This window comes from Myroides fluvii, from assembly GCF_009792295.1.
In the GTDB taxonomy this organism is placed as follows: Bacteria; Bacteroidota; Bacteroidia; order Flavobacteriales; family Flavobacteriaceae; genus Flavobacterium; species Flavobacterium fluvii_A.
In genome coordinates this window covers 3,256,030-3,268,302 of record NZ_CP039934.1, presented here as the reverse complement: position 1 = coordinate 3,268,302, position 12,273 = coordinate 3,256,030, and the positions used below count along the sequence as shown (strand labels likewise).

Below are 12,273 nucleotides of genomic sequence, written 5' to 3'. Positions count from 1 at the left end.
AAAAATGGAAAAATTTGATCTTGTCGTTATTGGTTCGGGTCCTGGTGGATATGTAGCCGCCATCCGAGCCGCCCAATTGGGATACAAAACAGCCATTATAGAAAAATACGAGACATTAGGTGGTACATGTACCAATGTTGGGTGTATTCCTACCAAAGCCCTACTAGATAGTACCCATCATTATGTAGATGTCTTAACTAAGTTCAAAAAACAAGGAATTGAAATTCAAGGAGTTCATCTGAATTTCAAACAAATGTATCAAAGAAAACAAGAAGTAGTACAAAAAACCACCCAAGGATTGACTTTTTTAATGCAAAAGAACGGCATTACAACCTTTTTCGGTACCGCTAGTTTTACTAGTAATACGTCTATTACCGTAACTACTTCCGCAGGCGAGGTTACTTCCATAACGGCGGCTAAATTTATCATTGCAACAGGTTCTAAGCCTGCAACATTACCAGGAATTCACCTAGATAAAAAGCGCATTATCTCCTCTACCGAGGCCTTAGCCCTAGCAGAACAACCCACAAGTTTACTCATTATTGGCGGAGGGGTTATTGGGGTTGAGATGGCTTCTATTTTTAATCGAATGGGAACTAAAGTAACTATACTAGAATATGCCTCAACCTTATTACCTGCGATGGATAAGGAATTGGGGAAAACCTTGCACAACATACTCAAAAAGGACAATATTGATATACGTTTAGAGCAACGTGTGTATCACGTCGATACGATTGGAAATCAAGCCTTGGTTAAATTCAGAGATAAGGAAGAGCAAGAACAACAGCTAGAAGCTGATTATGTACTAATGGCTGTGGGTCGACGTCCTTTTACTACTGGACTCGGTTTAGAACACACGGATGTTACCCTTGACGCAAAAGGGTTTATCCTAACCAATGCACAGTTGCAAACAGCTGCCCCGACCATTTACGCCATCGGCGATGTAATTGGCGGAGCTATGTTAGCACATAAAGCGGAAGAAGAAGCTGTTTTTGTTGTAGAGACGCTAAATGGTCAAAAACCGCATATGCAGTACAACCACATTCCCAGTGTCGTTTATACCTGGCCTGAAGTAGCTTCTGTTGGTGCAACAGAGCAAGAATTAATCGATAAAAACATCCCGTATAACGTTGGTAAATTTCCATTTTCAGCCAATGCTCGCGCTCGCGCTTCTATGGATACAGCGGGTTTCGCAAAAGTACTCGTTGACCCCAAATACGGAGAGGTTCTGGGTGTTCATCTCATTGGTGCACGTGCTGCGGATCTAATTGCTCAAGCAGTTGTAGCTCTTGAATATGAGGTAACTGCCCAAGATATGTACTCCATTTCTTATGCTCATCCTACTTTTTCAGAGGTTTTCAAGGATGCCTATCGCCTGGCAGTAGGTCAACCTTCCCTTACAATTTAAACGGGTAATTTTATACTAACCCTAAGGTTATCCTACAAAAAAGGCAGCTATCCTATTGTGACAGCCGCCTTTTTTCTATTGCATCCAAGTTGAAGTGTTCAACCAAAAAAACAAGTGATTTTTTTCCTTCCTTCTTATCGCAATCCATTTAAGATAGCTATCACCTCTTCCGTTGTTCCTGTTTTTAAATCTTCTGGTTTAATTTGAATCAACTGATTTTTAGTTACTGTAATATCTTTAATCGCATAGACTACTTTTTTGGTATTCGGATCTACTGAAATAAAGAACACGTATCCCTCCAATCCTACTGGTACCCAACCGTAGTGCTCTGTAAAAACATCTCCTAGTTCAGGGTGATTGAGAAAAACATCCAAATGTGCAAGTCCTTCTTCATTTTTAACGCCTAAGTAAATAGCCGCAGTTTCATAGTTATATCCTTGGGGAACGCTGACGAAAAACTGTGTTTTTTCACCTTCAAAATTGGCATATTTATCGATGTTTGACCACCCTATTTCTCCAGGTAAATTATCCCATCCATTCAAATACATCACATAATTCTCATTGGCTTCATCCCCTTGCAAAAATCCCATTTCTGTTTGAATTGGAATCTCCGTAAAGGTTAAATCATCTTTTTCATTTACATTTCCTTGCCAAACCAACATCCCCTCTTGAAATCCTCTGGTATTCTTAGCAGGAACAACCATATTGATTCCGTAATTCGTTACCTGTTTACCTTTGACTTTAATATCAAAATAAAACTCCCCACCTGTAATAATAAATCCGCGGTACCCTTCAGCATGGATACGACCATATTCATCTTTCGTCACATCAAAATAACCATACTCATCGCGATCGGGATAAATACCCATCGTTGGGCGGTTGGCTAAAGCCATCACCCCTTTATCATATAGTTCAATAAAAGTACAGGTTACTTCATCCCCTTCTTGGACTGAATCATCTCCCACACTCAAGTAATTGACCTCTACTTCCACTCCTTTCTTACTCGTAAAAGTAATTCCTCCATGTTCATTAATTGTCGTGTTAACGTATTGTTTCTCTCGCTCTAAAATACTTTTTCTCAAATCACTAAACTCAATAGCAGAAGGAACTTTAATCTCTTCTATTGGCGGTGTTGGTGCAGGACTACTGTCATCACTACTACAAGAAATAACCCCAATAAAACTCAGGAACAACGCAAATACTGCGGCAGTTTTAACTCTTTTTTTCATAACAATTTGATTAATTTAAAAAGCAAAACTATTAAATATAAATCAATATAATTAATTAAAATTATACCATAAAAGACTAAAAATAAAATAATTACGATTATTCAATACTAAAAATAGTTAAAATAGAAAGATTAAATAGTTTATTCAATTCAGATAGAGATAGCCAATCACACGCTTACCTAAATCTATAGTGCTCATCCAAGGATATGATTTTTTTTGACGATATTTGTAAATCTTTTCACAAAGGATGTTCTTATAATTTGAATGTTTAAACATGACTAAAACTGAAAAAGTGCATTTTGTTCTTGAAACTTTAGATGCCTTATATCCTGAAATACCCGTTCCTTTAGACCACAAGGATGCGTATACCCTATTGATTGCGGTCTTATTATCGGCACAATGTACAGATGAGCGCGTCAATAAAATCACGCCTATTTTATTTGCTAAGGCTGATAATCCGTATGATATGGTCAAGATGACTGTAGCGGAGATTCAAGACATCATCCGCCCATGTGGTTTATCTCCAATGAAAAGCAAGGGTATCTACGGTTTATCGAAAATTTTAATTGAAGAGCACAATGGAGAAGTGCCTGCAGATATGGAGGCTTTGGAACGTTTACCTGCCGTGGGGCACAAAACAGCCTCGGTTGTCATAGCCCAGGCGTTCGATATTCCCGCTTTTCCTGTTGATACGCATATTCATCGTTTACTGTATCGCTGGGGGTTTTCAAACGGAAAAAGTGTACAACAAACGGAGAAAGACGCCAAACGCTTATTTCCCAAAGACAAATGGAACAAATTGCACCTGCAATTGGTGTGGTACGGACGTCAATATTCTCCGGCTAGAGCCTGGAAGTTAGAATTAGATATTATAACGAGTGTAATTGGTCGAAAAACGGTGCTCAATGAATACTATAAGAAACAAGAAAAAAAAGCATCGAAATAATCGATGCTTTTTTTTAGTTCGCCTTTGAAGTTTTCAAACTTGGCTCCATAAAATCGCTAAGTGCTAAATGTGACCAAAATTTAGAATACGTCAGTATTTTTTCGATTAATTCTGTTTTGGGCAGCTTGGCTTCTTTCGTTTTTAAAAGGGTTTTGTATTTTTTTTCCATATAAAATCTATTGGTTTATTCCCTTTAAACGCAAAAAACGAGATTTTATTATTGGCTAAGAGAAATTTGTCTTTTCTCCATGAGTCTCCTCAAATTAATGATGGCATAACGCATTCTACCTAATGCCGTATTGATGCTAATCGCTCTTGTTTCTGCAATCTCCTTAAAGCTCATATCCTGATATAAACGCATGCGAATCACTTCTTGTTGATCTTCAGGCAACTCGAGAATTAGCTGTTGTAAATCTTCTGTAATTTGATTGTTGACTAATACTTCTTCTATCGTCTCACTGTCATCTTTTAAAAACGTAAAAAATGGCGTTTGTTCGGTATCGTTGTATATTGTTACGCGTTTTTCTTTGCGGTAATGATCCATAATCAAATTGTGAGCAATGCGCATTACCCAAGAAATGAATTTTCCTTCTTCGTTGTACTTTCCTGTTTTTAGGGTATTGACCACCTTGATGAAGGTATCTTGAAAAATATCGTTGGCCAGTTCAACATCATCTAATTTACTGAAAATAAATCCAAAAATTTTAGCTTGATGTCTTTTAATTAAAATTTCAAGCGCCTGTTCATTTCCTCCAACATAATGATGCACTAAAGTTGCATCTGGTAATTGAATTAATTCCATAACAAAATTCTTTTTATAGCTGTTTTATTTGTATCTAAAAAAAGTAATGCTGTTATATAGGCCTTTAATTTTATCGGTTAAGTGCAACAAATATATATAAAATATTTTGTTAAAAACAATAGTTTAAAAAAAATGTTAAACACTTTAATTATTCTTTCCTTTCTCAAAGCATTTCGTAAACAAAGATAAAAGCGTATTTTTGTGTTTCATATACACGAATCTCCTATGTCTAAAATAGATTTTTCTAAACTAGATCCTAAACACAATATTATAATTAAGGGAGCACATCTGCATAATTTAAAGCATATTGATGTAGTCATTCCAAGAAACCAAATGGTGGTCATTACAGGGCTTTCTGGCTCTGGAAAATCCACTTTAGCCTTTGACACACTTTATGCAGAAGGGCAACGCCGCTATGTAGAAAGTTTGTCTTCTTATGCCCGTCAGTTTTTGGGTCGCATCGATAAGCCCAAAGTAGAATATATCAAAGGAATTGCTCCTGCTATTGCGATTGAACAAAAGGTAAACACAACCAACGCTCGATCAACCGTTGGTACTTCTACAGAAATCTACGATTATGTAAAATTACTGTTTGCGCGTATCGGCCGTACGTACTCTCCTATTTCTGGACATGAGGTTAAAAAAGATACCGTTACTGACGTCATCGCTTTAATCAAATCCTTTGATTTAGATAGTAAATGGCTTTTAGTCGCCCCTCTATTGTTTGAAGATGATCGAACTTTAGCGGAGCATCTAGCCATTTTACTCAAACAAGGATATGCTCGTTTGGCTGTAAAAGGTGAAATGGTTCGTTTAGATGAATTTCTAAATCTAGAGGATGATCGTATCAATCAATTCACAACAGCAGACATTCAATTAATTATTGACCGTATTGTCGTAAAGGATACGGATGAATTTTACAATCGATTGGGTGATGCGATTGAAACGGCGTTCTTTGAAGGAAAGGGCACTTGTTTTGTTCGCGCTTTGGAGGACAAAATGCAATACGAATTCAGCAATCGCTTTGACCTAGATGGCCTTACTTTCTTAGAACCCAATATTCACTTATTTAGTTTTAACAACCCCTATGGCGCTTGTCCTACTTGTGATGGATATGGCAACGTGATTGGCATTGATGAGGAACTTGTTTTTCCCAATACTGGGTTATCTGTATATGAAAATGCCGTATTCCCTTGGCGAGGTGAATCTATGGGATGGTATCGCGATCAATTGGTTCAACATGCCTACAAATTTGATTTCCCCATCCACCGCCCTATCTTTCAACTCACTCCAGAAGAAATGGCTCTATTGTGGGAAGGAAATGAATTCTTCATGGGACTAAATGGCTTTTTTGAAGAACTGGAAGAAAAGAATTACAAGATTCAAAATCGCGTCTTACTTTCGAGATATAGAGGAAAAACCAAATGTCCTACTTGTAAAGGAAAACGCTTGAGAAAAGAGGCAAACTATGTCAAAATTGGTGGAAAGACCGTTTCTGATTTAGTGGATATGCCGATTGAAAAATTGTTAGTCTTTTTTGAGGAATTACAACTAAATGAATATGAACAACAAGTCGCTAAGCGCCTGTTGATTGAAATCAACAACCGTTTGGGCTTTTTATTGAATGTCGGACTCGCCTACTTAACCTTAAACCGAAATTCATCTACCTTATCTGGAGGTGAATCACAACGCATTAATCTGGCTACTTCTTTGGGAAGTAGTTTGGTGGGTTCTATGTATATTTTGGATGAACCTAGCATTGGTTTACACCCCAAAGACGGAGAAAAATTGATTCAGGTACTCAAACAACTCCAAGCCTTAGGCAACACGGTGATTATTGTGGAGCACGACGAGGAAATCATGCAAGCAGCGGATCAAATTATTGATATTGGCCCTGAAGCAGGTACATTTGGAGGAGAACTGGTGGCACAAGGTACACTAGCCGAGATTATGAAATCAGATTCCTTAACGGCTCAATACCTCAATGGTACAAGAGCGATTGAAGTGCCTAAAAAACGAAGACCCTACAAGCATTATATCGATATTATTGGGGCAAGAGAACACAATTTGAAAAATATTGACGTTCGATTTCCTTTGGATTGCTTAACTGTTATCACAGGAGTTTCAGGCAGTGGAAAAAGTACGTTAGTCAAGCGAATTTTATTCCCTGCTTTACAGAAAAAACTAACGGGATTAAGTGATAAACCAGGACAATTTACTGCCTTAGAAGGTAAATTTGACCACATCAAACAAATTGAATACGTCGATCAAAATCCAATTGGACGAAGTTCTCGTTCCAATCCGGTGACTTATATAAAAGCATACGATGAAATTCGCGATTTGTATTCCAAACAAAACACCTCTAAATTAAGAGGGTACCAACCGAAACACTTCTCTTTCAACGTGGATGGTGGACGTTGTGAAGTCTGCAAAGGTGAAGGTAGCGTAACAGTTGAAATGCAGTTTATGGCTGACGTTCACTTAGAATGTGAAGCTTGCCACGGCAAACGCTTTAAAAAAGAAGTGCTCGAGGTCAATTATGAAGGCAAGAACATCGATGATATTCTATCCATGACCATTGATGAGGCTTTGGCTTTTTTCAAACAGTACAATCAGACTAAAATCGCAACGCGTTTACAGCCGTTACAAGATGTAGGACTGGGCTATGTACAGTTGGGACAATCGTCTTCTACTCTTTCGGGTGGAGAAGCGCAACGCATCAAATTAGCTTCTTTCTTATTGGCGGGATCTACTAGAGAAAAAGTACTTTTCGTATTCGATGAGCCAACTACAGGATTGCATTTTCACGACATCAAAAAGCTATTAGATGCCTTTAATGCCTTAATTGACAAAGGACATTCTATTTTGGTTATTGAACACAATTTAGATTTAATCAAATGTGCCGATTACGTCGTAGATATAGGTCCTGAAGGAGGTGAAAATGGCGGGCAATTGATTGCTTTTGGAACACCTGAAGAAGTGGCACAATGCGCTGCATCTAGTACTGGACAATACTTGAAGAATAAATTGAAATAAACTCTTTTATTAGAAAGAAGAGAGAGGAAATCGTAACGTAGTGAAAATCGGAGCGTAGCGTAGATTCATCGAACACTAAAACAAATATAAAATAGGTGAGATATATTCATCGAATACTAAAATAAAATATAAACCTAATGAGATAAAGAGGAAATCATAACGTAGTGAAAATCGCAGCATCGCGGAGATTCATCGAACACGAAAACCAATATAAACAAAAAACAAAGGACGAGTGCAACTCGTCCTTTGTTTTTTCAATTAAAATCCCCCATCTCTCTTTTTAGTTAAGAGAGTAAGAACCTCTGATGTAAAATTCTTTCGATTAAAAAGAAACATAATCCTATAACAGAAATCCCATCAATAAGAATGTTCACACCATCAGCTATAAACTGTATGAACTATCCTGACGCAAATAATTTGGAATAAATACCAAGACTTGGTATATTTGATGTAAAGAATCAAAAAAGTTATGGCAAAAAACACTTCGATTTTATTGGGCGATTATTTCGACGATTTTATCAATGCACAAATAAAAAGTGGAAAATATTCTTCTGCAAGTGAAGTTGTAAGAGCTGCTTTAAGAATGTTTGAACACCAAGAAACTAAAAAATTAGCCTTAATAAAGGAACTTCAGCAAGGAGAAGAATCTGGGTTTTCTCCTGATTTCAATCGCGAAATTTTTAAACAAAACCTACATAAAAAATATTCCGCTGAAGAATGAAATATAAGATTAGTAAACAAGCTAAACTTGATTTAGAACAAATTTGGCTTTACACTTTTAAAGAATGGTCCTTGGAGCAAGCGGATTACTATTTTGACTTACTCGTAAATGAAATGGAATATATTGCTGATCATCCAAACTTAGGAAAAGATTATAATGAGGTGAGAAAAGGTTATTTCCGTTCAAGAGTAAAATCTCATTTTATATTCTACAAAGTCAATCTGCTAGAAGAAAAAGTAGAAATCATAAGAATCTTACATCAACAAATGGATGTTGATTCTCATATCAATAAATAGTAATTTAGAGGAGATGAGATGTGCGTCTCTGGTATAGATTGACTCATTTCTCATCTCCTTAATTATTTTTCTTCTTCCAAAAGACTCACCAAGCGTTCAGTTAGTCGTTTACGACCAAAATACTGTAAGCCCATGGCATGCACTTTTAGTTGATTACTTTGATATTGTTCAAAATACTGCATCAGAATTTCGCGTATTTTATCTTTCTCACTGTACAAGGCATTTCGCCCTACGTTTGTTTGTTGGATGATTTCAAAGAAATCAGATTCTTCTGGTCCAATTGCTAAAATAGGACGTTCTGCGGCCATATATTCAAATAATTTCCCTGGAATAATCGCTTTTGTGTCATCCGAATCAATCTCGACCAACAACAACACTTGAGAAGCGCGCATTTGTTTCAAAGCTTCTTGATTCTCTACATATCCCCTATTATCTGTACATTCTAAGAGCTTAAACTCTCCTAATGTATTCAAAATATCCTCGCTAATTTTTCCGATTAACTTTAATTCAAAAGCATCTTTAAAAGATTTATTCTCCCTTCTCAACTCGCTAATTGCCTTCCACAATACCCGAGGATTACGATTGGAAAGAAAAGAGCCAATATGGGCTAAAGTAAACTTCTCGTCTAAAGCAATTTTACCGAAATTACTAATGTCATACCCGTTGGTAATAATAGCGATGGGTTTATCTGTTTTTGCTTCAAACTCTTTGCGCGTAGTTTTACTCGTTACAATAAGCTGATCCGCAGTATTTAGCACCTCGTGTTCAAGGGCAATATGTTTTTCTTTGGCTTGATCTGATAGTTTAAGTTCCTTGTGATAACCTATTGTTGTCCAAGGATCTCTGAAATCAGCAAACCACTTTATGTTTAATTTTTTCTTCAGTGCCAATCCAATCAAGTGAACACTATGGGGAGGTCCTGTGGTAATAACCGTTTCAATATCGGGATGTTGCTTTAGGTAGTCTGTCAGATAAGCAACAGAGGGTTTAACCCAACCCATTCTCGCATCGGGAATAAACATATTTCCGCGAATCCACAACAACAATTTATCCCATTTCGATTGGTTTCGAACTTGGGGAATCATACCTGAGCTCATCGTTTGAGCGCGTTGTCCAGCCAATTTCTTTGCTAGCGCATAAGGCTCTTTAATCTTGTGTTTTAACACCGTAATAGACGGATCAACCTCTCGCTCCAACTGCGTATCGATCAAAGGATAATTTGCTCCCTCTGGTACGTAAACGATGGGTTCTATATCAAAATCAGGTAAATATTTGACAAACTTCAACCAACGTTGAACCCCTGGACCACCTGCTGGAGGCCAATAATAACACAGTATTAAAACTTTTTTCTTTTCTTTTTTCTTTTCCATTTTACCTCCTACATCGCGTTTATTTTTCTTTTCTTTTTTTCATTGTCCAACCAATCGCACCTAAAGACAAGAGTAAAATTAAAATGGAACTAGCCAAAGCAATACGGCTTCCTGTTTTTACAACTTGTGGGTCAAAGCTAAATTCGATTGTATGTTTTCCCTTTGGCAATTCAAGAGCGCGTAATACATAATCCACAGCCAAAATAGGCACTTCCTCTCCATCTATTTTAGCAACCCATCCTTTGGGATAATAAACTTCAGAGAATACTGCTAGTCCATCATTCGCATTATTTGCTTCATACACCAACTGATTGGCTTTGTATGAAACAAGCTGAATAGACGCCAATGAATCAACGAGGTAACTGTCTTTTACCCCTTGAGTAAATGCATGGGTGTTCAACACTGCTGTTGTTTTGGTGTTGAGGTCACCCAAGGCTTTCATCTCTTGATCTGCTGATGTTACTTTTTGAACCGTTGATACAAACCAAGCATTGCCGTTGGCTTCATTATTTAGCATGGCCACACTGCGCCCCTCTTCATCCGGCTGGATGACGTATTTAACATTCAACATATTAAATATTGGCATGGGGTTCTGGCTCATTTGATAATCTGCCAATTGCTGAATTCTTCTAGGTTTAGCCGCGTGATATCCTCCTAGCGATTGGTGGAAGTACGAAGCCTTAGCACTATTTAGTCCACCTTGTACATCAAATACTCTAAAGTGTGTCGGGTCATTTAAAATTTGCTTATCTGCTTGTGTAATTTCAAAAGGTTCGGTCATTTGCCTTGCCGGTACAAAAGATTCATCATTGACATATTTGCGGTCAACCATCACTAAATCTCCTACCAACAAACAGCCGATAATTACCAAAGCATACCTTTCTTTTAGCTTGTCTTTGGCAATTAAAAACAAGACCACTGCACTAGCTAGAATCAACATGAACGAACGTATTAAATCGCTCGTGTACATTGCTTTACGCTCTTCTATCAACGCGCGAATAAATCCAGGTCCAACCTCACCATAAGCCATGCGGTAATACTCGTCATTTAAACCGGAAAAAGAAAGTGTCCCTTTCATCGCGAATAAGAATACGACTATCCCTCCAGCAATCAAACTCGTTTTCTTTAGTGCTTCTATTTGTTGTTTTTGCTCTATCTTAAAGAAGCTATATAATCCTAAAATAGCTAAAACAGGAATGCACATTTCCAAGATGACCTGAATCGATGATACGGCTCTAAACTTATTGTACATGGGTACGAAATCGATAAAAATATTCGTAACGAATGCAGCGTTTTTTCCCCAAGATAAAACCAAGGCGAAAATTGCACCAACAAAGAAAATGTATTTTATTTTGCGCTTTTCCGTAAACATTCCCAAGATAAACAAGAAAAACACAACCGCTCCAATATAAGCAGGTGCGGCAACAATAGGTTGATCCCCCCAATAGGTCGGTGCCTGTTTACTCATTTCTTTTGCTTGTTGCGGATTGGCTCCTACACTAGTAAAGTAGCGATATATTGCGTTATCTTCCTCTAATTTTTCATTATTTGCCCCCCCTGTTAATCGAGGTGCAATAAGGTTTAAGCTTTCAAAAACTCCATAACTATATTCCGTGATATAATCGTAACTCATCGCATTAGACGATGTTTTAGGAGAACCATCTGGATTATAAGTTAACTCACTTGAACTACGGGTACTGAATTGGGTATATTCTGCTGTTGCCAGGATGTTTGTTGCATTCGCTCCAATACTCAAAATTGCTGATCCAACGAGAATTGCATAAGCCATACCCAACCCTTTCCAATCTTTTGCCTTGCAGTATTGATATGTATAAGCGATAGCGAACACCAACAAAAACAACAATAAATAATACGTCATCTGGAAGTGGTTCGCGCTAATTTCCAGCGCAGCTGCAACCACCGTTAAGATTCCACCAGCGACATATTTTTTCCTAAAAACTAATAATACTCCAGCAACCACCATTGGCATATAGGCAATAGCATGTGCTTTTGCATTATGCCCTACCCCTAAAATAATAATCAAATAGGTAGAGAATCCAAACGCCAAAGATCCAATAAAAGCTTTTAATGGACGAACGCCTAAAGCCATCATTAAGGCATAAAACCCTAAGAAATACAGAAATAAATAGTCCGCAGGTCTTGGTAAAAATCGAATAGCCGAGTCTAAATACTTCACAAAGTTATAGGGATATTTGGCTCCCAATTGGTAGGTTGGCATTCCGCCAAATGCACTATTCGTCCAATAGGGCTCTTCCTTAAACTCGGTTCTAAAATTATTTTGCTCTTTAGCCATTCCAGTATATTGCACTATATCAGACTGATATATTACCTTATTCTGCAATACTGGTGAAAAATAGAATAAAGCTACTACGATAAAACCAACCAACACCAAAAGATGTGGTACATACTTTTTTACTGCATTCATGCTGTCGAATTACTTTGCG

Annotated in this window: 10 protein-coding genes; 5 read left to right on the top strand and 5 right to left on the bottom strand. The window is 37.5% G+C overall.

Translation table 11 applies throughout. The features are described from left to right. Positions 1-4: 4 nt before the first annotated feature. A complete protein-coding gene (gene lpdA / locus FBR08_RS14510; protein WP_158963381.1) occupies positions 5-1,408 on the top strand; it encodes a dihydrolipoyl dehydrogenase in 1,404 nt (467 codons plus the stop codon). A gap of 134 nt (positions 1,409-1,542) precedes the next feature. On the opposite strand, the gene FBR08_RS14505 is transcribed toward lpdA, so the two are convergent. Continuing rightward, positions 1,543-2,637 carry a hypothetical protein gene (locus tag FBR08_RS14505; protein WP_158963380.1) on the bottom strand — a complete coding sequence of 365 codons (1,095 nt, stop codon included), beginning with the start codon at positions 2,635-2,637 and terminating at the stop codon, positions 1,543-1,545. 274 nt (positions 2,638-2,911) lie between these two features. Between FBR08_RS14505 and FBR08_RS14500 the strand changes: the two genes are divergently transcribed. Then, the gene (locus FBR08_RS14500; RefSeq protein ID WP_158963379.1) at positions 2,912-3,583 is read left to right on the top strand and encodes an endonuclease III domain-containing protein; all 672 of its coding nucleotides are present in this window, start codon (positions 2,912-2,914) and stop codon (positions 3,581-3,583) included. Positions 3,584-3,596: 13 nt separating this feature from the next. On the opposite strand, the gene FBR08_RS16790 is transcribed toward FBR08_RS14500, so the two are convergent. After that, entirely contained in the window at positions 3,597-3,752 is a 156-nt protein-coding gene (locus FBR08_RS16790; RefSeq protein WP_199268607.1) for a hypothetical protein, read from the bottom strand. A gap of 48 nt (positions 3,753-3,800) precedes the next feature. Next, positions 3,801-4,385 (bottom strand): sigma-70 family RNA polymerase sigma factor, encoded by a 585-nt coding sequence (locus tag FBR08_RS14495; RefSeq protein ID WP_158963378.1) that lies wholly within the window; start codon positions 4,383-4,385, stop codon positions 3,801-3,803. A gap of 225 nt (positions 4,386-4,610) precedes the next feature. Between FBR08_RS14495 and uvrA the strand changes: the two genes are divergently transcribed. The 3 genes from uvrA (at position 4,611) to FBR08_RS14480 (ending at position 8,438) form a co-directional block, all read left to right on the top strand. Then, positions 4,611-7,421, top strand: coding sequence for an excinuclease ABC subunit UvrA (uvrA, locus tag FBR08_RS14490; protein ID WP_158963377.1), 2,811 nt, complete (start codon positions 4,611-4,613; stop codon positions 7,419-7,421). A 469-nt stretch (positions 7,422-7,890) separates the two neighbouring features. After that, positions 7,891-8,142 carry a type II toxin-antitoxin system ParD family antitoxin gene (locus FBR08_RS14485; RefSeq protein WP_158963376.1) on the top strand — a complete coding sequence of 84 codons (252 nt, stop codon included), beginning with the start codon at positions 7,891-7,893 and terminating at the stop codon, positions 8,140-8,142. Next, positions 8,139-8,438 carry a type II toxin-antitoxin system RelE/ParE family toxin gene (locus tag FBR08_RS14480; RefSeq protein WP_158963375.1) on the top strand — a complete coding sequence of 100 codons (300 nt, stop codon included), beginning with the start codon at positions 8,139-8,141 and terminating at the stop codon, positions 8,436-8,438. Before FBR08_RS14485 ends, FBR08_RS14480 begins: the two co-directional genes overlap by 4 nt. 62 nt (positions 8,439-8,500) lie before the next feature. Here FBR08_RS14480 and FBR08_RS14475 read toward each other — a convergent pair whose 3' ends face one another. Then, entirely contained in the window at positions 8,501-9,808 is a 1,308-nt protein-coding gene (locus FBR08_RS14475; RefSeq protein ID WP_158963374.1) for a glycosyltransferase family 4 protein, read from the bottom strand. Between the two features lie 19 nt (positions 9,809-9,827). Continuing rightward, positions 9,828-12,254, bottom strand: coding sequence for a YfhO family protein (locus tag FBR08_RS14470; protein WP_158963373.1), 2,427 nt, complete (start codon positions 12,252-12,254; stop codon positions 9,828-9,830). Between the last annotated feature and the right edge of the window lie 19 nt (positions 12,255-12,273).

Bases quoted from the DNA above. Each gene is read 5' to 3' on its own strand.
- lpdA (WP_158963381.1), top strand. From the start codon at position 5: ATGGAAAAATTTGATCTTGTCGTTATTGGTTCGGGTCCTGGTGGATAT.
- FBR08_RS14505 (WP_158963380.1), bottom strand. From the start codon at position 2,637: ATGAAAAAAAGAGTTAAAACTGCCGCAGTATTTGCGTTGTTCCTGAGT.
- FBR08_RS14500 (WP_158963379.1), top strand. From the start codon at position 2,912: ATGACTAAAACTGAAAAAGTGCATTTTGTTCTTGAAACTTTAGATGCC.
- FBR08_RS16790 (WP_199268607.1), bottom strand. From the start codon at position 3,752: ATGGAAAAAAAATACAAAACCCTTTTAAAAACGAAAGAAGCCAAGCTG.
- FBR08_RS14495 (WP_158963378.1), bottom strand. From the start codon at position 4,385: ATGGAATTAATTCAATTACCAGATGCAACTTTAGTGCATCATTATGTT.
- uvrA (WP_158963377.1), top strand. From the start codon at position 4,611: ATGTCTAAAATAGATTTTTCTAAACTAGATCCTAAACACAATATTATA.
- FBR08_RS14485 (WP_158963376.1), top strand. From the start codon at position 7,891: ATGGCAAAAAACACTTCGATTTTATTGGGCGATTATTTCGACGATTTT.
- FBR08_RS14480 (WP_158963375.1), top strand. From the start codon at position 8,139: ATGAAATATAAGATTAGTAAACAAGCTAAACTTGATTTAGAACAAATT.
- FBR08_RS14475 (WP_158963374.1), bottom strand. From the start codon at position 9,808: ATGGAAAAGAAAAAAGAAAAGAAAAAAGTTTTAATACTGTGTTATTAT.
- FBR08_RS14470 (WP_158963373.1), bottom strand. From the start codon at position 12,254: ATGAATGCAGTAAAAAAGTATGTACCACATCTTTTGGTGTTGGTTGGT.